We start from the raw sequence: 24261 nt of genomic DNA, 5'->3' as shown, positions 1-24261 counted from the left end.
GCGGTTAAGGAGGTTCCCAAAATGGTACTCGTTAAAATCTGTGGTCTCATGCATTCGGAAGATATTTTGGCAGTCAATACTGCTGGGGCTGACTTTGCCGGCTTTGTCTTCGCTCCCGGGCGGCATCAAATATCGCTTGAGCAAGCATTATCCCTAAAACAGTTGCTTCATCCTAAGATCAAGACCGTTGGCGTTTTCGTCAACGAGCCAGTCGCCGAAATTCTGGCTATCTATCAAGCAGGTGCCATTGATGTTGCTCAGCTTCATGGGAAAAGCACCCCAGCCGAAATCACGCAACTTCAACGAGCCGGTTTAAAAGTGATCCAGGTCTTTGAACGCCAGGCCATTGATCTAACCTCAATGGCTGATTATTTAATGGTCGATAGCGGCAAGGGCAGCGGGCAACTACTTAACTTAAAAGCTATCCCCCACATCAGCCGACCCCTCATTTTGGCTGGCGGTCTAACGCCACTGAATGTGCGCCAAGCGGTTCAACTCGTTCAGCCCACGATGGTCGACGTCTCCAGCGGGGTTGAAACCAACGGCCATAAAGATGCTGATAAAATCACCCAATTCATTCAACAAGCAAAAGAGGAAGCCATCTATGAAGACACTAAATGAAACAACCCAACAGCCAACACGCGCCGGTCGTTATGGAAAAGACTTTGGCGGCCAGTATATTCCTGAAACCCTCATGACCGAGCTTGAAAAAGTCACTAAGGCTTTTAATGACTTAAAAGATAATCCTGAATTCAAAGCAGAATTAAATGATCTATTGGTTAATTACGCCAATCGCCCCTCGTTGCTTTATTATGCCAAGAACATGACCGAAGACCTTGGTGGCGCCAAAATCTACTTAAAACGAGAAGATCTAAATCATACCGGTGCACATAAGATCAATAATGTCATCGGTCAGGCCTTGCTTGCCAAACATTTAGGCAAAAAGCGCCTGATTGCCGAAACCGGCGCGCGTCAACATGGTGTCGCTACCGCCACCATTGCCGCACTCATGGGGATGGACTGTGAAATTTTCATGGGTAAAGAAGACACTGACCGCCAAAAGTTAAACGTTTATCGCATGGAACTTCTCGGCGCAAAGGTTCATCCAGTCACAAGCGGATCAATGGTTTTAAAAGACGCGGTTAACGCCACACTGCAAGAATGGGCGAGTCGCAGTGATGACACTTTCTACGTGCTAGGTTCCGCAGTCGGCCCGGCGCCGTTCCCCGAAATGGTAAAACATTTTCAAAGTGTTATTTCAACGGAATCAAAACAGCAACTTCAGGCCAAAGAAGCTCAGCTGCCAGACATGGTCGTTGCCTGTGTAGGTGGTGGCAGTAACGCCATTGGAAGTTTTGCCGCTTATATTGATGATCCTTCTGTTCAATTAGTCGGCGTTGAAGCAGCCGGTAAAGGCGTTGATACCGACAGAACCGCCGCAACCATCGAACGCGGCTCCGTTGGCATTTTCCACGGCATGAAGTCCTTATTCATGCAAAATGAAGACGGCCAGATTGATCCGGTATATTCCATTTCTGTTGGCCTTGATTACCCCGGCGTTGGCCCCGAGCATGCCGCTCTCGTTCAGGAAGGCCGGGCGCAATACGTTGGCATTACCGACGACGAAGCAGTTGAAGCCTTTACCTACATTGCGAAACAAGAAGGCATTGTTGCCGCGATTGAAAGCTGTCACGCCATCGCCTACGTTGAAAAGATTGCCCCACAGATGGCAAAAGATCAAATCATTATCTGTACCTTGTCCGGACGTGGCGATAAGGACGTCGCAAGCATTGCCAAATACAAAGGAGTCGATGTTGATGAGTAAGTTAGCAGATGTTTTTAAAAATCATAAAGTCTTTATCCCCTTCATCGTCGCTGATGATCCCGATTTTGAAACCACCGTCAAAAACGTGGTCGCACTTGCCAAAGGTGGCGCCGATATTGTGGAGTTAGGCATCCCTTTTTCCGATCCAGTCGCCGACGGTCCCGTGATTCAAGCCGCCGACCTAAGAGCATTCGCCGCCAACGTTCGCACCAAAACGGTCTTTGACATTGTGGAGGCTGCCCGCAAAGAAACCGCGGTGCCAATCGTCTTAACTTACTTGAACATTGTCTTCAAATACGGCTACGAAGCCTTCTTAAAACGCTGTGCGGATTTAAATGTCGCCGGCTTGGTGATCCCAGATCTGCCGTATGAAAGTCGCGATGAAATTGTGCCAATTGCCGAAAAATACGGTATCGATATTATTCCGTTAATCACGCCAACTTCCGGTCATCGAATTGAAAAAATCGCCAAAAGTGCCTCAGGATTTATCTATGTCGTTTCCTCAATGGGCATTACTGGCGAACGCGATGAATTCTTTGCTGGCTTAAAGGCATTAGTCGCAGAAATTAAGCAGTATACCAACGTTCCAACCGCTATCGGTTTCGGCATTCACACGCCTGAACAAGCACAAATAATGGCAGGCATCGCCGATGGTGTCATCATCGGCAGCGCCATCGTTGATCTTGTCGCGAAGGAAAAACAACAGGCACCGGCTGCGATTGAAAAGTTTACTAAGCAGATCCGAGTGGCCGTTGATGCTAAAAAGCAATTTTGGGTGAAATAATCGTGTGACCAAGATCAGCATTGTTCACATATAACTTCATTAAAGTAAGTATGTTGACGCCTTGTTAGCATCTTGTGTATAATTAAGTCGTTGAAAAGAGGCCATCGGGTGGCGGCCCGATGACCTCAACGCGGTTCAGATGACTATTTGGGTAAAAGCTAATCCTTGCGGTTAGCTTTTTTGATTATCGCATACGCTTTGGCGATACTGGTAACCAGTATGCTTAGCGCGATGATAACCGACGCCACATCCAGCGCGGCGAACCCCTTTCGTCTCCTGATTTTAGCATGGCCCTCACCTCCGCGTCTCAAGAATGTTGAGGGGTGTGTGCCATCCAATCCGCTAGACGAAGAAAACAGGGTAATTAGTCCTCTCTCTAAGCCTACGGTCTGTCTATGGATTTAAATGTATGTGGTCAATAAGTATTCTTTGATTGAAAGTTGCGTTTGCTGGCTTTCTTAAAAAACGAAAAATTGTTTTGATTAAATTTTGTTCAGTGACGATTTATTTATATGTCGCTTCTTGCAAAACAAAGAAAAAGCCACGAATCGTGCAATTAGTTTAGATTGCATGATTCGTGGCTTTTTGTATTTAAAAAACATCACTCGGCAACCTCACCAAGCAAAATCTTCCATATCCTCAGCATTCAGAATTCTTACCTGCTTACCTGAACGTTCAATGAGTTTTTCCTCGGCGAGTCGTTTCAAAGTGCGCGAGACCGTTTCCGGCGTTGTTCCGAGATAATCGGCCAATTGTGTCCATGCCATCGGGACCGTGACGGTGTCTTGGCCCGCCGCGGTACGCAAGTCCAGTAGGTAGTGGGTGAGCCGAACGTTGATCGAATCGTTACCCAAATAGCCGGCCTGTTTTTCCAGCGCCTGCATTTTACGGGCGTTTTCAGTCAGGAGTTGGAGACTGATTTGCGGCTGCTTGAGAAGCAATTGTTGAAAGTCAGTGGCACTGATGGTGCAGACAGTTGCCGCCGTCAGGGTTTCGGTATAGACATTCGGATTAGCGATATTGAGTAAGCCGGCTTCACCTTCATACTCACCAATACCATCAACCCGTAGTAGCTGTTCCTTGCCATTGGTGGCCAACTGGTAAGTTTTGAGTTTGCCGTGCGCAACCACCAACAAATGGGCCGCCGTATCAGGGCTGATCAAAACAGTTCCTTTTTCAACCTGGCGTTCGTGCGTCAACGCGTCAATGGCGGCACGCGCCTCATCATTTAAATTTTTGAATAACGGCACTACCGCCGTACAACTATGCGCCATGTTGCCGCCTCCTAAACGCGCCTGCTCACGCTCTGTCAACAAGCTTGATCAATCGTCATCTTCATCCTCGTCAAGCAATGCCCGCCCCGCCGTCACTTGGCGGCCAAGTCGAGTTTGCAAGCGCAGAATGCTTTGTTCATGCCAGCGCTGCAATTGTAACATATCTGCTGCCAATACAGCCTTGTTCTCCTTGTTGGCCAGCGGAATCGCCCGACTGACAAACAACTGGCAGGTATCGATATCATTGACAACGGCGTCCAATTTCATATCATTCGTCCAAAAACGAAACGCCGGGTCTTCCTTGATCATCGTGTATTCACCAAACTCCGCTGTCGTTGTCGGAAAATCTTCGCCTTGGGCAGCTAAATCAGCCACAAGGTCGTCAAAATGGTCTTGTGCTTGTTGCATTAGCTGATCTAACAGTTGCCGATCGATTTCACTGGCCACACCTCGTAAGGTCACCCGAAACTGCGTCAGCTTGCGGATCAGCACCTGCAAGTTCGCCAACACGTGGCCACTCATCGCACCAGCAGTTGGCACATGATGGTCATGGTCAGCCTGTTTAGCAGCAGCTGCTTGTTGTTCTTTAACTTGATCAGCGGTAATACTTTTCATTCCTGTCGTTACACTCATGTTCTTCTCCTCTTAACCGCGCTTATTTATTTTTAAAAGCGTTCTATAGCATCGAAACCTCCTCCATAAGGACCTTGTGGGTAATTGGCTCAGCCACCACACCCAAGGCTGCTTATGCTCCGGTTTCTAACCGCGCCAGTTCTCGCTCTATGCTTCTTGACTGCGCACGTTCACAACGGTATAACCCAAGTCCGTGATCGTCTTTTTCAAAACATCGGCGTTGGTCACGCTTGGATCAATCTGAGCCTTGACCTTGCTACTGTTAAACAAGGCTTTCACTGTTTTGACACCGGCTTGCTGGCCTAATGCGCCTTCAATTTTCTGCAAGCAACTTGGGCAGGTTAAACCATCTAATTGATAAACTAATTTTGTCATGTTAAAAATCCTTTCTTGTTTATTTACCTTCATTATTAACAGTTTGTGCTGCGGCGTCCTTGATCGTCGTCAAGTTTTGTAACTTCCGGGGGGTGTGCCGTAACCGTAAGGCATTCGCGATGACCAACAGAATCTAAATTTCGTGGAACAGCATCCCGCTGGCCATATCAACTAACCCAATGAGCAAGCCGCTTAACAGTAAAGCAACAGTTCCGATCGCAATGACAAGATTCTGTTTAATATTGTTGTCCATCCGTTTAGCCAGATCGAAAAGAACGCCGAGATTCGTCAGGCGACTGCTGGTTAAAATGACATCAGCAGTATCAATGGCCACATCCATCCCTGAGCCCATGGCTACCCCAACATCTGCTTGCGCCAGTGCAGGCCCGTCGTTGATCCCGTCACCGACAAACATCACCTTTTCACCGCGCGCTTGCGCCGTTTTGATCGCCGTGACCTTGTCGACTGGCAATAAGCCGCCGTGGGTCTGGCTCAGTGGCAAATCCGCCATCATGTGTTCAACCGCCGCCTGCGAGTCGCCTGAAAGCACAACCGTCTTTTTACCGTTATCTTGAAGAGTCGCCAACATGCCTGGGGTATCGGTCCGCAACTGATCGCGTAAGCCGTAAACTGCAGCAAGTTTGCCGTCAATCGTCGCCACGACCAACGAAGCACCGCTTTTAATTACGTTTTGAATAGCGGCTTGCTGAGCGGTGGTCAGTGGCTGCGTCAGACTCTTTTGGTTCCCAATACTAACGGTATGGCCAGCCACTTGCGCCTGCACGCCAATGCCCCGCGTGACTTTCACGTCGGTCATAGCCGGTGTTGTTTGCGGCTTTAGGTAGGCGACCAATGCCTGCCCCAACGGATGCGCCGTTGCTTGCTCGACCGCCGCCACCAGCTCGGCAACTTTGGCGTCATCGTTCGCCCAATATTGTGCCGTTGCAACGCTGATTTTGCCTTGGGTTAAGGTGCCGGTTTTATCAAACATAACCGTGTCAATCTGATCCAATTTGGTGGCCACATCCCCGCCTTTGATCAAAATGCCGTGCTTCGCGCCAAAGCCTAAGCCGACAACATTGCTGACGGGGGCGCCAATCACCAATGCACCCGGGCAGCCTAATACCAAAATCGTAATGGCTAGTCGGACATTTTGGCTGATCAAACCAACGAGCAAAGCAATGATCAATACCAGCGGCGTATACCACCGCGCAAACTTCTGGATAAAAGTGGCGACTGGTGACTGTGCGTCCTGAGCATCTTCAATCAAATCAATGATCTGTTGATAAACCGTGTTGTAGCCGGTTTTCTCAACTTCAATAGCCACCGTACCATCACTCACCTGCGTGCCGGAATAAACCGTTGCGCCGGCCTGCTTGCTTTTTGCATCCGGCTCACCAGTGATCGCGGCTTCAACAACATTCGCCTGCCCACTGATCACTTTGCCATCAGCTGGCACCGTTTCGCCGGCCAGTACACGGACTTGATCACCAACCGCCAAGTCACCAACCGGAATCATGGTGCCATCCAGTCGCCGCGCGGTTTTCGGTGCCGCAGCCGCCAAGCCTTGAATCGCCGAACGCGTCTTCGCCAAACTGCGCTGCTCTAACCAGTCACCGAATAAAAATAGAAAACTGACCACAGCACTTTCAACCGGCTCACCAATCAACACCGCGCCAACCAGGGCAATCGTCACCAGCAACTCAATACTAATCTGCTTATACCGTAGCGCCGCCAATGCATTGATCGCAATCGGCAAGCCCGCCACCAAACTCGCCAACACCAGCACCCATGCCTGACTAAAAATCAGACCGCCTGCTGTCAGCACACCGCCAGCAATCATCGCTTCTTGTTTATGCGTCTGAATAAAATGCATCGCTAATCCCTCCATTTGAGACCAGTGTACCGAGGGATGAAGAATGCTGCCTTGACGGTGATCAACTTTATGGATTTGCCACACGATTATTCTGCAACCAGCATGTTTATGACGAAAAAAGCTGAAAACACGACGTTTATTTTTAAACTGACGAAGCATCATCAGTTTCAGTTACAATTAATTTGCTTGGTCTTGAAGGCATCTTGGTTGTTGGGGGCTTAATCGCTGTCCTATCGAATTTCCTGTAAGGTTTCATTGGTATACATAATAGATATTTGAGTAGTGGTCTTCTAGTATGACCAATCCTCAGCCATGATGATGCGTTAATTGGAAGATAATACTAAAATGAATCGCGATAAAAAAGTTTGGGGTGCATTGCTGATAGTGCTCTTTAACCGTAGCATCTTCAGATATATCGAAGCCCCCAGTTTACAATTCAAGTGCAACACCCTGACGACTAGACCATAAAGGCCATGAAGACCTATTCTTGTTAGTGCTAGCTAAACAAGAAAGCAGGAATCTTCATGACCCACTCTCAGACTAACACCCACAAGCATTACCAACAACTCAGTTTTAGCGACCGTGCTACAATTCAGGCCCTTCAGGCTGCTGGTGACACCGCGACCGTGATTGCACAGAAGCTTCATCGCAGTAAAGCGACAATCTCACGAGAAATCACGCGTGGATCTGTAACTCAGCTCGACTCGAAGCGTCACTCGCATCAAGTCTATCTTGCGGAAACTGCCCAAGCCATGCACGACCGTAAACGCGATAGAACCGGTCACTACGCCTTTCTTAAGACCGGCCGTGCGTTCTTCAAGGCTCTCGCCAGGGAGCTTACTCGTAAGCCGCGCGTACACAGCGTTGATAGCTTCGTACACTTCTATCGCGACCAGGGCAAGGCTTGCCCTTCAACGACAACTGTCTATCGCTACATCGACGCCGGGCTGCTTGAGCTAGACAACATGACACTTCCCAAGAAGCTCCGACGCCGCATCAAAGGCTATAAGAACGCCCACAAGCGCAAGAATAAGAAGATATACGGCGACTCAATCGAGTTGCGTCCTGCGGCCGTGAATGACCGCACAGGCGTGGGACATTGGGAAGGCGACTTGGTCAAAGGTATTCGCTTAGCTGATGAGCCAGCATTAATGACGCTCACAGAACGGTACAGCCGGACTGAGATCATCGTCAAGATTCCTGACTATCATGCGGGCACCTGCCTTAAAGCCTTGCAGGACACGATCGACGACTACGGGGCCAAGGAATTTGAGAGTATCACTTTTGACAATGGTTCCGAGTTTGCCAAGTTATCAGAGATTGTTGGAACCCAGATTTACTTCGCACATCCGTACTCGCCTTGGGAGCGTGGCACAAACGAGAACGCCAATGGACTGCTTAGGGAATTCTTCCCGAAAGGGAAGTCTCTCAGAGCAATTACCCTGGTTGAAATTCAAGCAGTCCAATCCGCACTGAACCATCGTCCCAGACGTATTCTGAACTATCTTCGCCCATGCGATTACTACCGATGCATGGCGTAACAGCCTAGACCACTATCAAGAATTCGTTATCATCGTTGCACTTGACTTGAAAATTGAGGAGATATATCGAAGCTCTCTGGACGAACAATATGATATTCGGGAATGTGCTCAAGGGGTTAAGCGCTATCGTAACCTGCGCGGCAATCTATGTATTAATAAGATGTTTGCATGAAAAGTATGCGTCTAATCCAAAGCTTCATGCCAGCAAGCATCAGTAGCGACAAGATTATCACCAGCGCATGATGCTACCTGTTTCTTAAGCTTCTACAAATTGGAGAAATGTTTGAATAAACTAAAGCAGCTAGTTATCGGGATCATTCTATTTATACCATTCTTATTCCTTGCCTCTGGAGTCTCCCTAGTTGACTGCTTTTTTGAAGGTGTCTTATTAAACTGGCTATTTATTGTTATTGCGGCCAGTATCTCAATACCATCACTGCTATTCATTGATCGTCATATAAAGCCTTCTTCAACGCAACAACTTAATCAGCCACTCAAAGCACGTTATTTTTATATGGCGGTCATTTGGACCATTTTCATTGTTGTTTTAACAATAACACTCAATAATCTGCCATTTCTCCCGGCTCCAACTGACAATGTGTTGAAGTCGTCAACTGCAAAAGTATTAACTGGCCCATCGCGCTGGCCAATGATTATCTCTCTGTGTTTCTTAACCCCGATATGCGAGGAACTCGGATTTAGAGGCGTTATCCAAGATTATTTAACAAATATTTTTGGCTATTGGCCATCAGTTCTCATAACCTCGCTCATTTTTGTTTCTCTCCACGGATTGGAGATTGTTGCTGCATTGTGCTTACTTCTTTGTGCAATTGGTTTTAGTCTTCTCAATCGGGCTTCTGGAACAATAAAAACAAGCATTGTATCACACATGACTTATAACATTATCGTGACAATACTAGTCATGCTGCGATTGTGAATCTCGGAAAAGTAAAAAGAAACTTCCGTCGCAGACACACTTGAAGTCAGTCTCTTGGGAACGCCGGTTGCTTACGGGAACGCGGTTAGGCCATAATTCACAGCCACCAAATAAAGGACAAACAATTTCTAAAAGTGCGGAAATTGTTTGTCCTTTCATTTGGGTAGTCTATTGGAATTTTAAAGATACCAGTGCCAAGGCGGAGCAATCGTAGGCCAGATGGGGCTCAGCCGTGCAAACAACACAGCGACCGGGCTTGGAGCTGATGTTGTTAGGCGACTTCGAGGCTGGTTTTTGGGCTCGAAGCGCCGTCTCCGCTCTAGCTCCTCATCGCCAGCCCCATCTGGCCGGAGATTGCGGAGTTTGGCACGGCAAAGGATTCTTTAGCTTAAATCTTTCCCAGATTATTCGGAATCTAATGAATCATCAGTCCAGTACGGGAATTATGACCCATCCTTTTTCCGAGAGGTGGATTTTTTTAGTTCCGCTAAATCCTCTGATCACTTTAAATGAGCTAGCTAACAAAACACTCCTGCAAACACCCGTTCCCAAATATATTAAAATCTGATTAACCCCATGTGGTAATATAGAAGTATTCAAATAAAGGAGGACGCGTCAGATGCCAGAAGAACAACCAATGGTCCTATTTAAGGACGTTGAGAAAGTTTATCGAGGCGGAAATGTCGCGGTCGAACATATCAACCTTGAGATCCATAAGGGGGATTTTGTCTGTCTCATCGGGACGTCTGGTTCCGGGAAGACAACGACCATGCGGATGATCAACCGAATGCTGGAGCCCAGCGGCGGCCAGATCCTGTTTAACGGCAAAGACATTCATAAAATCGATGCCGTTAAACTACGTCGGCAAATCGGTTATGTCATCCAGAATATCGGCCTCATGCCACACATGACGATCTATGAAAATATCACCATCGTGCCAAAGCTGTTAAAGTGGCCCGAAGAAAAACGCCGGGAAAAAGCCAAGGAACTGCTCGATTTAGTTGAACTTCCAGAAGACTATCTTGATCGCTATCCTTCCGAACTTTCTGGCGGTCAACAACAGCGTATCGGGGTTATCCGCGCGTTAGCAGCCAATCAGGATCTGATTCTGATGGACGAACCATATGGCGCCTTGGACCCCATCACTCGTGAAGCTTTGCAGGAACTGATTAAGAACTTGCAAGAAAAACTCGGTAAAACCGTGGTCTTTGTCACCCATGACATGGACGAAGCTTTGAAACTCGCAACTAAAATCGTGGTCATGGATCATGGGCATATTATTCAAAACTCGACACCGACAGAACTCTTAACCCATCCGGCCAACAAATTCGTCGAAAATCTTGTCGGGCAAGACCGACTTGTTCAAGCGCGGGCCGATGTCACCACCGTTGAACAAATCATGCTTAAAAACCCAGCCGCCATCACACCAGGCAAATCTTTGGCTGAAGCGATTCTGCTGATGCGCAAACGCCGCGTTGATACGCTGCTGGTCACAGATGACGAGAATCATCTTAAAGGTTTCATTGATCTTGAATCCCTTGAGACGCGTTATCAAAGTGCCACTAGTGTTGGCGATATCATTAAAACCAGTATTTTCTACGTGAATAAAGACTCACTGTTGCGTGATACCGCTGATCGCATTCTCAAACGTGGGCTTAAATATGTCCCTGTTGTCGATCATTATAAGAAACTTGTCGGCATTGTCACCCGAGCGGCCTTGGTCGATGTTGTTTACGACACTATCTGGGGCGACAACGATAACAAGTCTGACGATAACGACAGTGACCAAGCGGATAGCGATACCGAAAATACCGCTTCAGCAACTGCTGCTTCGGAAGCGCCTGCTAACAGTGACACGCCTAAGGAGGTGTGACCATGTTCGCATTTCTAAACGCACATGGCAGCGAGCTAATCACCAAGACTTGGGAGCAGCTCTACATTTCCGCCATCGCACTGGGTCTTGGCGTGCTGGTAGCCGTACCGCTGGGCATTGTGCTGACACGTTTTCCTAAAACGGCGAAAGTTGTCATCGGTCTAGCCAGCATGTTACAAACGGTGCCATCGCTGGCGTTGTTGGCCTTAATGATTCCAATTTTTGGGATCGGCAAGTTGCCGGCCATTGTAGCGCTGTTCATCTACTCGCTGCTACCGATTCTGCGTAATACTTATATTGGCATGGAAGATGTCGATCCGGTTTTGATTGATGCTGCTAAAGGCATGGGCATGACGGCCTTGCAATCAATTCGGCAAGTCGAAGTGCCGCTGGCGATGCCGGTCATCATGGCCGGTGTGCGCCTATCCGCCATTTATGTCATCGCTTGGGCAACCCTCGCATCGTACATCGGTGCTGGCGGCCTTGGAGATCTCATTTTCAACGGCTTGAACCTCTTCCAGCCGGACTTAATCATTGGCGGGACGATTCCGGTTACCATCTTGGCACTCTTGGTTGATTGGCTGCTGGGCCGGCTAGAACATCGGCTGACCCCAGTAAGCGAACAGGCCTAGGAGGTGGCGAGATGAAGACATTCAGAAAAATGCTCCTATCGCTGTTCCTCATCCCTGTCTTGCTATTAGGCGGCTGCGGCTTTCCCGGACTGGGCGGCTCTGGTAATGACGGTACTGTGCGGATCGCTTCGCAAACCAGTACTGAATCGCAGATCATGGCAAATATCATTGCCGAACTCATTAATCATGAACTCGGCTACAAAACGACTTTGGTCAACAACCTGGGTTCTGGTACCGTGGTGCATCAAGCGATGATTCGTAACGATGCTGACATTAGTGCTACTCGTTACACTGGGACCGACATTACCGGTACCTTAGGCATGAATCCCGTCAAGGATCCTGCCGAAGCTACGGCGATTGTTAAGCGCGAATTCAAAAAGCGTTACGACCAGACTTGGTACCCGTCTTATGGTTTTTCCGACACTTATGCTTTCATGGTGACCCAACAGGAAGCCAAAAAGGACGGTTTGAGCACCATTTCCGATTTGAAGAAAGTCGCTTCGCGTTACAACGCGGGCGTAGATTCCAGTTGGATGAACCGCAAAGGCGACGGTTATAGCGACTTCACCAAAATGTATGGGTTCGATTTCAAACGAGTCTACCCGATGCAGATCGGACTGGTTTACGACGCGGTCGAAGCCAACAAGATGCAGACGGTCTTAGGTTACTCAACAGACGGCCGCATTCGCAGTTACAACTTGAAAGTGCTGAAGGATGACAAAAAGTTCTTCCCACCTTATCAATGTTCACTCGTCGTCAACAACAGCTTTTTGAAAAAATACCCGAAACTCAAGCCGCTGTTACATCGGTTAGATGGCAAAATCAACCTGAAGACGATGCAAGAGCTGAATTATCAAGTCGATGATCAACTGCTTGAACCGAACGTGGTCGCGCAAAAGTTTCTTGCCAAACACAACTATTTCAAAGGAAGTGACGACTAATGGCCAACATGGATACCTGGCAGCAATTCTGGTACTATCTTGCCAATAATGGCTCGTATGTGCTGAGTCAGTTTGCTCGCCATTTTCTGATCTCAATTTATGGGGTGTTAATCGCCGCCATCATAGGGATTCCGATCGGGCTGGCAATTGCGCGGCACCGGACATTAAGTAGCACGGTGATTGGCATCGCTAACGTCATTCAGACAATTCCTAGTCTGGCGATGTTATCGATCATCATGCTTGGCCTCGGGCTGGGTGTGAATACCGTCATCGTGACTGTTTTCCTCTACTCGCTGCTGCCGATCATCAAGAATACTTACACAGGCATGCAAAATGTCGACAAGAACTTGATGGATGCGGCTAAAGGCATGGGCATGACCCGTTGGCAATCGCTGTACATGGTTGAAATTCCTTTGAGCATGTCTGTCATTATGGCCGGCATTCGCAACGCGCTGGTCGTGGCCATTGGGATCACCGCCATTGGTGCCTTCGTCGGTGCCGGTGGTCTGGGCGACATCATTGTTCGCGGCACCAACGCAACCAACGGCGGCGCCATCATCCTTGCCGGCGCATTGCCAACCGCGTTAATGGCGATCATCTCTGATTTGGTACTGGGCTTCTTGGAGCGCCGCTTGGAACCAAAAGGCAAAGCAGAATCTTAAAATCGTCATGAACCTTATTTAACCCTAAAGACGGCCATTGCTGGTCGTCTTTTTTACGCCCCTTAAAGGTTCCTTTAGCAAAAAGCCATGTTTTCATCGTCCTTTTTCAACAAAACCGCCACTGAGTCGGTACGAATCCGTCTCATCCCTTCGGTAAGCTTTTGCTATTGGCTGTTATGAAAGCAGTCAAATGATCGAAGGGAGTCTTACTTATGAGTATCACTTTTTTGGCCATCGCCGCCAGCCTCTTAACAGCCGGGAATCCGCAACCGGCCAAACCGTCGACGTCTGCCGTTCCCATCTCGACCAGTCAGGTCCAACCGCTGGCAGCTCCAACCCCTGATTCTTGGCAGGCGGCCATCACGCCACACCATGCCACACCAGTGCACGAGGAACCTGCCAGCTTACCGGAACAAAATCTGGATCAGAAAGTCAAAACTTCACGGGTAAAACCGAGCCGTTATTCAAAGTGAGTCTCGTTAAGAACATCGTGACAGTCTGTTGTAAAAATTAACCTAGTTACCTTTCCTTCCACCATCAAGATTTTGATGGTGGTTTTTTTTGAAAATGATAGCCACCTGCCACCTTTGTATTGCTTCTTTTATAGACATTGTGCCAGTTACAACATCGTAGACGCTCCCTGTTAATTTTCAATATGCTCTTGACAAGAATATTCACAACTTCTAATATATGCGAATGAACGTTCATTCCGGAGGAGAAAAAATGAAACCCATCGCCACCCCAGATCCAATCATCGCCCAAGCAGTCAAGCTGTTTGCCGAACGCGGCTACGCGGAAACCAATTTACCGTCAATCGCCAAAGCTGCCAATGTAGCGGTTGGCACAATTTATCGTCACTTTAAGGGTAAAGAGGATATCCTTAACACCGCGTTTACTGACATCATGGATTATTTTCACGACTCACTGGCTGACGCTGCCAATTGCAACGTCAGTGATCCCGAATCAACTTTCAGCCACCTCTTTGATGCCGCTGCACTGACCATGCAACATTACCCAACTGAACTGCATTTTATTGAACAAAATGTGTTTAATGAAGCGCTACGCCCAGAGAGTCGTGCTGCTCGCGACCGTGTTACCACATTGATTAGCAATATGCTGATGGAAGGTCAGGAACACGGTGTCATTGTGAAAGCTGATGTTCGCACCCAGTTAGCTATTTTATACGGCAGCATCGTCAGCATGATTGACATCGTTTGGGTCCAACAACAACTTCAAGGCCATGTGCCCGATCAAGATCAGTTAGCCCTTGAGCTAAAAAATCAGATCTGGAACGGCTTAACCTGTGAAAGGAGTATCTTTCAATGAAAAATCTTCGTCATCGTCACATACCGGCCCTTATTTTCTGGCTAATCGTCATCATCATGACTTTAATCACCATGCCAGATGTTTCCGGCATCGTCCGAGACAAAGGCGCCTTATCGCTGCCGAAAAACGAAGAGAGTCAAATTGCCGCAAACATTGAAAAGAAAGCCAACAATAATCAGAAGGTTCGCTCTTATGCACTGGTTTTCAACAATGGTGACAAAAAACTGACTGCCTCGCAAAAACAAGCCATTCATCAAACTCTCAAGAACCTTAAGAGTACCGGTGCTGTCAAAATTATCAACGTCACACAAGCATCTGACAACGCCGAAACTAAGAAACAGCTAGACGCCAAAGACGGTACGACTCAGATGGCGTTGGTCGATGTGAAAGCCCAAGGGCAAGTCGGACCGCAAACGCGCAATTTAGAAAAACAAATCAAAACTAGCAACGTCAAAACCTATGTAACTGGCAGTGATGTCTTGAACGACGACTTTGCGACCGTCACTGAAAAAGGGATTCAGAAAACAGAAATCATTGCGGCAATCTTCATTTTCATTGTGCTCATCATTGTCTTCCGTTCCCCGATCGTCCCGCTCGTGTCGCTGCTCACCGTTGCCATTTCCTTCATGACTTCCTTGAACATCATCATGAATTTGGCGGACAAGTTTAACTTTCCAATCTCAAACTTTACTCAAGTCTTCCTAGTGGTTGTCCTTTTCGGAATTGGAACCGATTATAATATTTTGCTATACGACGACTTCAAAGCAGCCCTTTCACAAGGCATTCCACGAACGAAAGCTGCCGGGGTTGCCAGACGTTTTGGTGGGCGAACGATCCTGTACTCTGGCCTCTCAGTTCTAATCGGCTTCTCTGTGCTCGGCCTTGCCAATTTCAAGTTCTATCGTTCCGCAGTTGGCGTGGCCATTGGTGTTTTGATCCTCTTGACCGTGCTGCTCACGCTCAACATGTTCTTCATGGCCACTTTAGGCGAAAAGCTCTTTTGGCCAAGTAAGAATCTCAACGGTCATAGCACCAGCCGACTGTGGCACGGCCTGTCCAAAATGGGCATCGCTCGACCGCTCATCACACTCGGGATCATTGGCATCATCGCAGTGCCGTTTTTGCTGAATGCCAACCAAACCTTGAATTTCAACAACGCGGATGAACTGCCGGAAACGTTACAATCCAAGGTCGGTTATAAGCTGATTCAGGATCATTATTCAAAAGGTATGGCCTCACCAACAACCATCTATATTCAAAGTAAGCAACCGTTGAATACACAAACGGTTCTTGGTACGATTGATGACCTCACAACCTACCTGCAAAAGGAGAACGGCGTTAAGACAGTTGCCTCTGTGACACAACCAGGCGGCAGTCAGATTAAGTCGCTCTATCTCGACAATCAACTCCAAACGATTAATGCGGGCCTGACAGACAGCGTGAAAGGGTTGAAGCAGGTGCAAGCAGGCCTTAGCTCAGCCAATACGCAAATTACAAATGCTGATGTCGCCGGCAGCACGCAACAAGTGCAGACCCTTGCTAATGGCACCAACACCCTTTCATCCGGCGCCTCCAGTCTTAACAGCGGGATCGGCCAGTATACTTCCGGCGTTGCATCGTTAAACACCGGGATTGGCCAATTAAGCAGCCAGCTGCCGGCCCTGAGTTCAGGGGTGAACACCTTAAGCACGAGTTCGACCCAATTAGCTAAGGGCATGGATCAGCTTAGCGGGAATAGTACGCTACTCGCCAGCGGGATGAATCAACTTAGCGACAAATCTGGTGAGTTGACTAGCGGGATGAACAAGCTCGCCAGCCAAGTTCAGAACTTGACCGGCAGTGCTCAGCAAATCGTTACCTTAATTAACCAACTTCCCAATGGCAGTCAACTGACACAGTCAATTCTAGAAGAAATCGCCAAGTTTTCAGGTGGTGTGCAACAGCTGACGAACGGTACCAGTTCGCTTGGCGATGGCATCAAAACGCTGAACAATGGTACGACAGCCTTAAACAGCGGCATCAGTACGCTCACCAGTGGCACCCACCAACTGAGTAGTGGGATTGGTTCCTTAAACAGCCAAGTACCGAGTCTTGTTTCCGGTGTCAACCAACTCAACACGGGGTCCTCACAGCTCGCCGGGCAAAATGGCACCCTCAATAGTGGCGCGGCACAAGTTGCCAGTGGTGCCGATCAGATCAATACCGGTGTCCAAACCCTGAACACAAAAGTGAAGGCAATCTCCGAACAAGTCACCACCATGCAAAGCGGCTTAACCTCGGCAGACAAAGCACTCGGCACGATTGCAGACGGCAGCACCAGCATGAAACAATACCTGACCGAGCTGCAAAAGTCGTATCTGGGGAAGAAGTTCTATATCCCTAACGCCACTTTAAAGAGTAAAACCTTCAAGCCTGCGTTAACGACCTACATGTCTGATGGCAACAAGATTACCAAATTGACCGTTGTTCTAAAGGGAGATCCCAGCACAGATGCTGCCGCCAAACAGATCGAAGCGATTAAAACTGACATGACGGCCAAATTAAAGCACACGCCGCTAGCCGATGCAACAGTCGCGGTTGGTGGCCAAACTTCACAAACCGCCGACCTGCAAAAACTGGCTAATGGCGACTTTGAACGAACCGCCGCGATCATGATTATCGGTATCGGCATCGCCCTCATTTTCGTCACCCGGTCCTTGATTCAACCTATCAGCATTATCTCAACGTTGCTGTTGGCCTACGTCACCTCGTTAGGCCTCACCAAACTGTTCTCAACTTACGTGCTTGGTCGCGACATGCTGACGTGGAATACACCGTTCTTCACCTTCATCATGCTCGTTGCCCTCGGCGTTGACTACAGTATCTTCCTCATGGTGCGCTACCGTGATAACGCCCTCGAAGGCGGCACCATGACGCATCGGATTGCCAAAGCCGCTAGCGTCATCGGTGCGGTTGTCATCTCCGCTGCCATCATCCTAAGTGGTACCTTTGCCGCGATGATCCCATCCGGCATTACAACCCTGATTCAGGTCGCGCTGGCCGTCATCATCGGCCTGATCCTCCTCGTCTTCCTGCTCCCACTGGTCATGTCCAGTGTCATCAGCCTGACTGACAAGCAGATGAACAAAAATAATCATCCGCAAGGCCCCGGCCCACATGACGACAATGATCATGCGTCACCAAAAAGCCCTAAAACACCAACGCCTAATGGCCCAAACTCAAGCCATTCAGCAACACCGGCGGAACCGCGCACGTCACAGAAACCGCGTGTTCATTTAGCGGCTGTCCCACCTGATTCAAAAAAATAAACGGGTTGCACGCACACTCTCTCCGTTGAGACCTAACACCTGTAGTTTCCAAGACTGCAGGTGTTTTTGTATCTGTTTAGAAAGCTATATGACTCGGTTGTTGCCATGAATCTGATGCTGTTATAAGCCGAGGCCATCTCGACAGTGGTTTAATAAAGATAACACTAGGGGATGTCGATCATGCGCTCAAACAAATCAGGCAAACTACTATCATTAACCATACTTTTCATTTTTGCCTTTTTTCTGCTTTCTGTTGTGTGGACCTTGCGCTCAGATACAAAGATAGCAAGAATTGTCCCTCTCATCCTTGTCCTCATTTTGACTATCTTAAGCTTCTTACACTACGCACCCGCTCCAAAAACAAAACAGCAACCGTTGTTCGTCCCAAAAAAGTTTGGCATTGGCATTAGTGTTAACCCCAATAACCCAACAGGACGGTTATTCTGGTATCTCGTTTTCACAGTTATGACGATCCTGATCATAGTGGTGGCTTTCAGTAACTAACGGAACCATTTCTTAGCATCCAAATTGTTTATTAAGCAGTTATATGTAGACTGTACTTTGCTTTAAATGAAACCGTTTGCCTTTGCATCATTTTTTTGAATCTGCTATCGTCAGCAGTGACCTGTTGATACATGATCCATGTGTATCAGGTTAAATGACCTCAATTTTCAAGTCAAGTGCAACGATGATAACGAATTCTTGATAGTGGTCTAGGCTGTTACGCCATGCATCGGTAGTAATCGCATGGGCGAAGATAGTTCAGAATACGTCTGGGACGATGGTTCAGTGCGGATTGGACTGCTTGAATTTCAACCAGGGTAATTGCTCTGAGAGACTTCCCTTTCGGGAAGAATTCCCTAAGCAGTCCATTGGCGTTCTCGTTTGTGCCACGCTCCCAAGGCGAGTACGGATGTGCGAAGTAAATCTGGGTTCCAACAATCTCTGATAACTTGGCAAACTCGGAACCATTGTCAAAAGTGATACTCTCAAATTCCTTGGCCCCGTAGTCGTCGATCGTGTCCTGCAAGGCTTTAAGGCAGGTGCCCGCATGATAGTCAGGAATCTTGACGATGATCTCAGTCCGGCTGTACCGTTCTGTGAGCGTCATTAATGCTGGCTCATCAGCTAAGCGAATACCTTTGACCAAGTCGCCTTCCCAATGTCCCACGCCTGTGCGGTCATTCACGGCCGCAGGACGCAACTCGATTGAGTCGCCGTATATCTTCTTATTCTTGCGCTTGTGGGCGTTCTTATAGCCTTTGATGCGGCGTCGGAGCTTCTTGGGAAGTGTCATGTTGTCTAGCTCAAGCAGCCCGGCGTCGATGTAGCGATACACAGTTGTCGTTGAAGGGCAAGCCTTGCCCTGGTCGCGATAGAAGTGTACGAAGCTATCAACGCTGTGTACGCGCGGCTTACGAGTAAGCTCCCTGGCGAGAGCCTTGAAGAACGCACGGCCGGTCTTAAGAAAGGCGTAGTGACCGGTTCTATCGCGTTTACGGTCGTGCATGGCTTGGGCAGTTTCCGCAAGATAGACTTGATGCGAGTGACGCTTCGAGTCGAGCTGAGTTACAGATCCACGCGTGATTTCTCGTGAGATTGTCGCTTTACTGCGATGAAGCTTCTGTGCAATCACGGTCGCGGTGTCACCAGCAGCCTGAAGGGCCTGAATTGTAGCACGGTCGCTAAAACTGAGTTGTTGGTAATGCTTGTGGGTGTTAGTCTGAGAGTGGGTCATGAAGATTCCTGCTTTCTTGTTTAGCTAGCACTAACAAGAATAGGTCTTCATGGCCTTTATGGTCTAGTCGTCAGGGTGTTGCACTTGAATTGTAAACTGGGGATCAGGTTAAATGATAGAAATGAAGGCACTCCCATGACAACTTCACCAGTTTCACATCGCACGCAATTGGCTATTTTATCAGCAGGATTACTGACGTTTGTCGGTATTCTGGTTGAGACTTCCATGAACGTTACCTTTCCAACGCTTATCAAAACGCTGCATGTTTCATTGTCGACAGTGCAATGGCTCACATCAGGTTATTTGCTGATGGTTACCTTGGTCATGAGCACAACCGCTTTTTTATTGCGACGATTTGATACACGGCGCTTGTTTCGAACTGCCATTCTTTGCAGCCTGGCCGGAACCTTATTGTGTATCTGGGCACCGAGTTTTCCAATTTTGTTTGCTGGCCGTTTGTTGCAGGCCCTGGCAACTGGGGTCTCGACCCCGTTGATGTTTCATTTGATTCTGACCATGATCCCGCAAGTCCACCTCGGGATTTACGTGGGGATGGCCAGTGTTGTGACGTCACTGGCCCCTGCGCTTGGGCCAACTTATGGCGGTTTACTGACATATTATGCCTCATGGCGGATGATTTTTTGGCTGGTACTGCCAGTTATCCTGCTCGTCTGGTCCTTGGGCGAAGCCACGATTCGCGTTAAAGCGCAGACGACGACTGATTGTTTTGACTTTCTAGGTTTGCTGCTGCTTGGACTTGGTCTGTTCTCACTCATCGAAGTGCTGGATCAATTCACAGCATCTGGGCTGACTGCTGGCTTTTGGGGCTATGTCGCGGCTTTGGCTGTCGCTATTGTTGGGATGAGCTATCACTTAAAACATACAGCCACACCGCTGCTTAACTTTTCGCTTTTCAAAAAGGCTGGTATTCGGGCACGCGCCATTAACTTCTTTATTTTACAATTCAGCAATATTGGCATTGCTTTCGTTATTCCAATTTTCGCCGAAAACGTCCTGCATACCAATGCTTCTGTGGCCGGCCTGATTTTGCTGCCCGGTTCATTGATCGGTGCGGCGGTTTCACCCATTGGCGGCGCCTTGTATGATCGGTTCGGCGCACGTCGCCTGCTCCTGACAAGTAATACCGCCATGTTCGTCGGCGCTATCTTGCTCGGCATCTTCACCCACCAGCTGAGCATCCCCTTGATTGTCGGCTTTTATATCATTTTCCGCATGGGCTTCAACCTCGGCTTCGGCAACACCATGTCAGACGCCAGCACCATGGTAACCGGCTCAGCCAAAGCAGACATCAACGCCTTGTTCAATACCATTCAGCAATACGCCGGCTCACTAGGCACTGCCAGCTTATCAGCCATCATCACCTTGCAACACCGCCTCTCTCCAGTGGGCGCCGACGCGACAGGGAGTCAAATCGACTTCATCGTGCTCGCGGTACTTGCTGTGTTGACCTTTGTTGTGCAATGGCGGTTGCGGGCGGATCAGCAGTAAGCAGCGTCTAAAAGAGCGTCTAGGATGTTCGCGCCGTTATGATGCCATAAAGACCCTACTTGTAAGAAACTGTCTGACAATTTTTCATTCAGCGAAACAGAAAAAGCTCTTTGGGATGACGTTTTTTCATTCAAACAATTAGGAAACTACGGTTGGGTCGCAAGCGAATAATCTACACTCTTAGTTTCCTTGTTAAAGAGTGAAAACCAAATAGCAACAGAAATTCCCGAGAAATCGGGAATTTTTTGGTACAAAACAAAAACCCGGGACATTGAAAGAATCAGTTCCGAGTACTTTTTGAAACATTTGTTCGATCAAGTCTGGCAACATGCCAAGTCATGCGCCTAAATTGATCACTTGATCGTATGCCCCCTTCAACTGCGCATCAAGGTGATGACTCACCTCAATCAAGGTCATATCAGGGTCATTCAAAAATTGCTTGGTAACTTGTCTAGCAGTTTCTGCGTCTAACGCAGATGTGCCTTCGTCAACAAATGCAATTGGTTTTGGTGAGTAGAAAAATCTTGCTAATGCTAAGCGTTGTTTTTGACCGCCAGACAAATTTTGGCCGTTCTCTTCAATCATTTGATCTGATGACTTAACGAAATCTACCTTTGCCTTTAATAGTGCCTGTTGCAAACTGTCCCCAGATTTTTGCTTGTTTGCCCAAAGCGACGTGTTGTTCGCCACTGAATCATTGAATAAATAGACATTTTGATCAACGTATTGAGAAATTTTTGTTAATGCTGTCATTGTCATCGTCCGCAAATCTTGGTCGTCAATATAAACATGTCCAGTATAATCCGTGATTTGACCATCTAAAATTTTCAATAAGGTACTCTTCCCGACACCGCTTCGACCAACGATCGCATATTTTCCTCCTCGTTCAAATGTGAGGTTCAAGTGATCAAGTATCTCGTTCCCATTAATCGAATAGCTAAGATCAACCACCTTTAAAGCGTGCTGAAATGCTGGTTCTTGGGTGCTTTCGTTTGCCATTGCCGACTTAGAAGATCCTTGAATGACTTTATCAAATAATGGGTGCGTTGCTTTAATCTGCACGGCATCGTTGCTAAGGCTAGACAAAGAATTAAAAATACTAGCAGCAATACTGCCGGTTGAACTAATTGCCCCAAGTGGAATAGCACCAAGGATGGCCAAAATACTGGTCATAATATCGACCATGACCTGACAGAAGATACTTAAAGCTGCTATTGAATTAGAAATGCGAGCGTTGGTTTTAGTGTATGAAACTTTCACTTCCGCATATCTTTTGGCAGCCGTTTTTACCAGTTCTTGAAGTTTGCTTAATTTATTTGCATTTAATAAAACATCAAATCCGTTAAGAACATTGGTCACTTGATTCGAGAACGCCGCATTCCCGTTTGACATTTCTGTCGTCGCCACGGTCATTGGCTTACCTAGACGAGAAGGAATTTTCAGCATCAATATCGATAAGAAAAGAATCATTGGGATGAATAGTAAGTGATAAGCAGCAAGTGCTATGGTTGCGAAGACAACGGTAGTCCCATCAGACAGCAACGAGAATAAGTTCTTAATGGCGTTACTTTCAATGTTGCCAACATCATTAACATATTCAGAAAGATACTCTCCAGTTGTTTGTTTGTGATACTGTGCATAAGAACTTCCGACAATCATTCTCGAAATGGTATCACGCACATCAATCATAATCCGCTGCGTGAGTTTTTCTTGAAAAACCGCCTGAAAATAATTGCTAATCAAAAAAGTTCCCCAAACTGAAAGATTAATGGCGGACCACAGTAAGAGTGCCTTCATATCCCTCGAAAAAATGGCATTCGTTGTAAAAGTTAAGAGAACTGATGTGCCTGTGTACAAAAGGACGTTCACAATAATCCAAACAATGTTGATCCCTGTGCGGCCTCGCTGATGTCTTAAATATGTTTTCATGATTAAGCACTCCTCCGACCTTTATTGATACTTCATACGATAACCGCTAAACTGAGTTTCAATAGTTATGTTTCGAAAACGAAACGAGGAGATGCTCATCATCGAAAATTTTGGCGCAACATTTAAGTACTTGAGAGAGTCGCGAGGCATAAGCCTTAGCGCCTTAGCAGACGATGTTGTCTCAAAGGGTATGATTTCAAAATTTGAGAATGGTACATCAGATCTATCAACCAAAAGATTCTTCCATTTGCTTAAGGAAATCTATGTGACCCCCTTTGAATTTACAGTTGTCATGAACCATTTTGAACCTTTATATGACAACAAGTTATCAACCGAATTAACGCAACTTGCTCTAAGTCATAATGTTCAAGGACTTAATCACTTAGTCGACACCGAATATGCGCGTTGCCAAAACTCGCATTTGATTTTTGATCAGCTGAACTGGATTATGGCTGAATGTGTTCGCGCAGAGGTAGAAAAGAAACCCCTACCTAGCCATGTTCCCTTGAATGTACTAACGGATTATTTATTTCAGTGTGAGGACTGGGGAAACTTTGAACTCGTCCTCTACGGCAATACAATGACCCAGCTTCCCATTGAAACTATCACCGTATTTTCACAAACCCTATTAGACAAATGCGCTATCTACATTGGTCTACCGAATACTTACGAGACATGTATGAATGTCTTGCTAAACACAGTGGGACTGCTGATTCGGTACGGAAAAATCCAGCATGCTTTAAAAGCGCTAGCCGTTCTTGAGCAAAAAGATTTACCGGAATCTTTTCTATTAGAGCGCGTGCTATTGAATTACTATAAGGGAATATTGCTATTTAGGACGGGGAAAGAAGCTGAAGGCAGACAACTAGTTGGTGCTGCTTTGTCTGCTTTAAAGGCGGGAAACTGTGTGGACTTCGTTGACGCTTTAAAAAAAGATTTGCCAGAATTTGGCTTGTATCATATTTGAAACGAAAAGCCGGCCTCCCCGATTGCGTGAATAATAGCAGCGGCAATTACCCAATAGATTGCTTATAGGTCTCCGCTTGAAAAAAAGTTTTAGGAAAGAAAAAGAATCTGAGATTCCAAGTGTTTAGGAAT

General features: G+C 47.4%; 22 protein-coding genes and 1 pseudogene. 17 read left to right on the top strand and 6 right to left on the bottom strand.

Annotation, left to right across the window (positions count from 1 at the left end; all coding sequences use genetic code 11):
• Nucleotides 1-21: 21 nt before the first annotated feature.
• Genes LBPC_RS00320 through trpA form a run of 3 tightly spaced genes read left to right on the top strand, consistent with a single transcriptional unit; the run spans nucleotide 22 to nucleotide 2609 of the window.
• Complete coding sequence (locus tag LBPC_RS00320; RefSeq protein WP_003662224.1) at nucleotides 22-621, top strand: phosphoribosylanthranilate isomerase; 600 nt, start codon at nucleotides 22-24, stop codon at nucleotides 619-621.
• On the top strand, nucleotides 605-1825 hold the full coding sequence (gene trpB, locus LBPC_RS00315; protein WP_003662226.1) for a tryptophan synthase subunit beta: 1221 nt from the start codon (nucleotides 605-607) through the stop codon (nucleotides 1823-1825). Before LBPC_RS00320 ends, trpB begins: the two co-directional genes overlap by 17 nt.
• Nucleotides 1818-2609 carry a tryptophan synthase subunit alpha gene (gene trpA / locus LBPC_RS00310; RefSeq protein WP_032781126.1) on the top strand — a complete coding sequence of 264 codons (792 nt, stop codon included), beginning with the start codon at nucleotides 1818-1820 and terminating at the stop codon, nucleotides 2607-2609. The genes trpB and trpA overlap by 8 nt, the downstream gene beginning before the upstream one ends.
• 614 nt (nucleotides 2610-3223) lie before the next feature.
• Here the strand turns inward: trpA and LBPC_RS00305 are convergent.
• The 4 genes and pseudogenes from LBPC_RS00305 to LBPC_RS00290 all read right to left on the bottom strand — a co-directional run bounded on the left by LBPC_RS00305 (nucleotide 3224) and on the right by LBPC_RS00290 (nucleotide 6767).
• Nucleotides 3224-3883 (bottom strand): Crp/Fnr family transcriptional regulator, encoded by a 660-nt coding sequence (locus LBPC_RS00305; protein WP_003662235.1) that lies wholly within the window; start codon nucleotides 3881-3883, stop codon nucleotides 3224-3226.
• A gap of 48 nt (nucleotides 3884-3931) precedes the next feature.
• Nucleotides 3932-4516 carry a ferritin family protein gene (locus LBPC_RS00300; RefSeq protein ID WP_003662237.1) on the bottom strand — a complete coding sequence of 195 codons (585 nt, stop codon included), beginning with the start codon at nucleotides 4514-4516 and terminating at the stop codon, nucleotides 3932-3934.
• Nucleotides 4517-4663: 147 nt separating this feature from the next.
• Complete coding sequence (locus LBPC_RS00295; RefSeq protein ID WP_003592581.1) at nucleotides 4664-4891, bottom strand: heavy-metal-associated domain-containing protein; 228 nt, start codon at nucleotides 4889-4891, stop codon at nucleotides 4664-4666.
• A 19-nt stretch (nucleotides 4892-4910) separates the two neighbouring features.
• A pseudogene (locus LBPC_RS00290) lies at nucleotides 4911-6767 on the bottom strand (heavy metal translocating P-type ATPase).
• A gap of 36 nt (nucleotides 6768-6803) precedes the next feature.
• On the opposite strand from LBPC_RS00290, the gene LBPC_RS00285 reads away from it, so the two are divergent.
• From LBPC_RS00285 to LBPC_RS00230, 12 genes are all read left to right on the top strand, one after another.
• Nucleotides 6804-6989 carry a hypothetical protein gene (locus tag LBPC_RS00285; RefSeq protein WP_003662242.1) on the top strand — a complete coding sequence of 62 codons (186 nt, stop codon included), beginning with the start codon at nucleotides 6804-6806 and terminating at the stop codon, nucleotides 6987-6989.
• 302 nt (nucleotides 6990-7291) lie between these two features.
• Entirely contained in the window at nucleotides 7292-8308 is a 1017-nt protein-coding gene (locus tag LBPC_RS00280; protein WP_003596308.1) for an IS30 family transposase, read from the top strand.
• A gap of 283 nt (nucleotides 8309-8591) precedes the next feature.
• Nucleotides 8592-9245, top strand: a complete 654-nt coding sequence (locus tag LBPC_RS00275) for a CPBP family intramembrane glutamic endopeptidase (RefSeq protein ID WP_016365705.1) — start codon at nucleotides 8592-8594, stop codon at nucleotides 9243-9245.
• 232 nt (nucleotides 9246-9477) lie between these two features.
• Nucleotides 9478-9813, top strand: a complete 336-nt coding sequence (locus tag LBPC_RS16785) for a hypothetical protein (protein WP_016365706.1) — start codon at nucleotides 9478-9480, stop codon at nucleotides 9811-9813.
• A gap of 51 nt (nucleotides 9814-9864) precedes the next feature.
• Nucleotides 9865-11118, top strand: coding sequence for a betaine/proline/choline family ABC transporter ATP-binding protein (locus LBPC_RS00265; RefSeq protein ID WP_003662250.1), 1254 nt, complete (start codon nucleotides 9865-9867; stop codon nucleotides 11116-11118).
• Between the two features lie 2 nt (nucleotides 11119-11120).
• On the top strand, nucleotides 11121-11750 hold the full coding sequence (locus LBPC_RS00260) for an ABC transporter permease (RefSeq protein WP_003568628.1): 630 nt from the start codon (nucleotides 11121-11123) through the stop codon (nucleotides 11748-11750).
• A gap of 11 nt (nucleotides 11751-11761) precedes the next feature.
• Nucleotides 11762-12691 (top strand): osmoprotectant ABC transporter substrate-binding protein, encoded by a 930-nt coding sequence (locus LBPC_RS00255; RefSeq protein WP_003562594.1) that lies wholly within the window; start codon nucleotides 11762-11764, stop codon nucleotides 12689-12691.
• Nucleotides 12691-13353, top strand: a complete 663-nt coding sequence (locus LBPC_RS00250; RefSeq protein WP_003562592.1) for an ABC transporter permease — start codon at nucleotides 12691-12693, stop codon at nucleotides 13351-13353. The genes LBPC_RS00255 and LBPC_RS00250 overlap by 1 nt, the downstream gene beginning before the upstream one ends.
• 212 nt (nucleotides 13354-13565) lie before the next feature.
• Nucleotides 13566-13826 carry a hypothetical protein gene (locus LBPC_RS00245; protein ID WP_003572931.1) on the top strand — a complete coding sequence of 87 codons (261 nt, stop codon included), beginning with the start codon at nucleotides 13566-13568 and terminating at the stop codon, nucleotides 13824-13826.
• 250 nt (nucleotides 13827-14076) lie between these two features.
• Nucleotides 14077-14679 (top strand): TetR/AcrR family transcriptional regulator, encoded by a 603-nt coding sequence (locus tag LBPC_RS00240; RefSeq protein ID WP_003572929.1) that lies wholly within the window; start codon nucleotides 14077-14079, stop codon nucleotides 14677-14679.
• On the top strand, nucleotides 14676-17987 hold the full coding sequence (locus LBPC_RS00235) for an MMPL family transporter (RefSeq protein WP_003662255.1): 3312 nt from the start codon (nucleotides 14676-14678) through the stop codon (nucleotides 17985-17987). Before LBPC_RS00240 ends, LBPC_RS00235 begins: the two co-directional genes overlap by 4 nt.
• Nucleotides 17988-18167: 180 nt before the next feature.
• Nucleotides 18168-18491 (top strand): hypothetical protein, encoded by a 324-nt coding sequence (locus tag LBPC_RS00230; RefSeq protein ID WP_016365800.1) that lies wholly within the window; start codon nucleotides 18168-18170, stop codon nucleotides 18489-18491.
• A 217-nt stretch (nucleotides 18492-18708) separates the two neighbouring features.
• Here the strand turns inward: LBPC_RS00230 and LBPC_RS00225 are convergent, their stop codons facing one another.
• Nucleotides 18709-19725, bottom strand: coding sequence for an IS30 family transposase (locus LBPC_RS00225; RefSeq protein WP_003596308.1), 1017 nt, complete (start codon nucleotides 19723-19725; stop codon nucleotides 18709-18711).
• Between the two features lie 135 nt (nucleotides 19726-19860).
• On the opposite strand from LBPC_RS00225, the gene LBPC_RS00220 reads away from it, so the two are divergent.
• A complete protein-coding gene (locus LBPC_RS00220) occupies nucleotides 19861-21234 on the top strand; it encodes an MFS transporter (protein WP_016365799.1) in 1374 nt (457 codons plus the stop codon).
• 336 nt (nucleotides 21235-21570) lie between these two features.
• On the opposite strand, the gene LBPC_RS00215 is transcribed toward LBPC_RS00220, so the two are convergent.
• Entirely contained in the window at nucleotides 21571-23163 is a 1593-nt protein-coding gene (locus tag LBPC_RS00215) for an ATP-binding cassette domain-containing protein (RefSeq protein ID WP_003662262.1), read from the bottom strand.
• A gap of 91 nt (nucleotides 23164-23254) precedes the next feature.
• Between LBPC_RS00215 and LBPC_RS00210 the strand changes: the two genes are divergently transcribed.
• Nucleotides 23255-24130: an Rgg/GadR/MutR family transcriptional regulator gene (locus tag LBPC_RS00210; protein WP_003577278.1), complete on the top strand. Its 876-nt coding sequence runs from the start codon at nucleotides 23255-23257 to the stop codon at nucleotides 24128-24130.
• Nucleotides 24131-24261: the final 131 nt, after the last annotated feature.

It is taken from the genome of Lacticaseibacillus paracasei subsp. paracasei (genome assembly GCF_000829035.1).
In the GTDB taxonomy this organism is placed as follows: Bacteria; Bacillota; Bacilli; order Lactobacillales; family Lactobacillaceae; genus Lacticaseibacillus; species Lacticaseibacillus paracasei.
The sequence above is the reverse complement of the archived record's forward strand: the minus strand, read 5'-3'. Positions and strand labels throughout refer to the sequence as shown.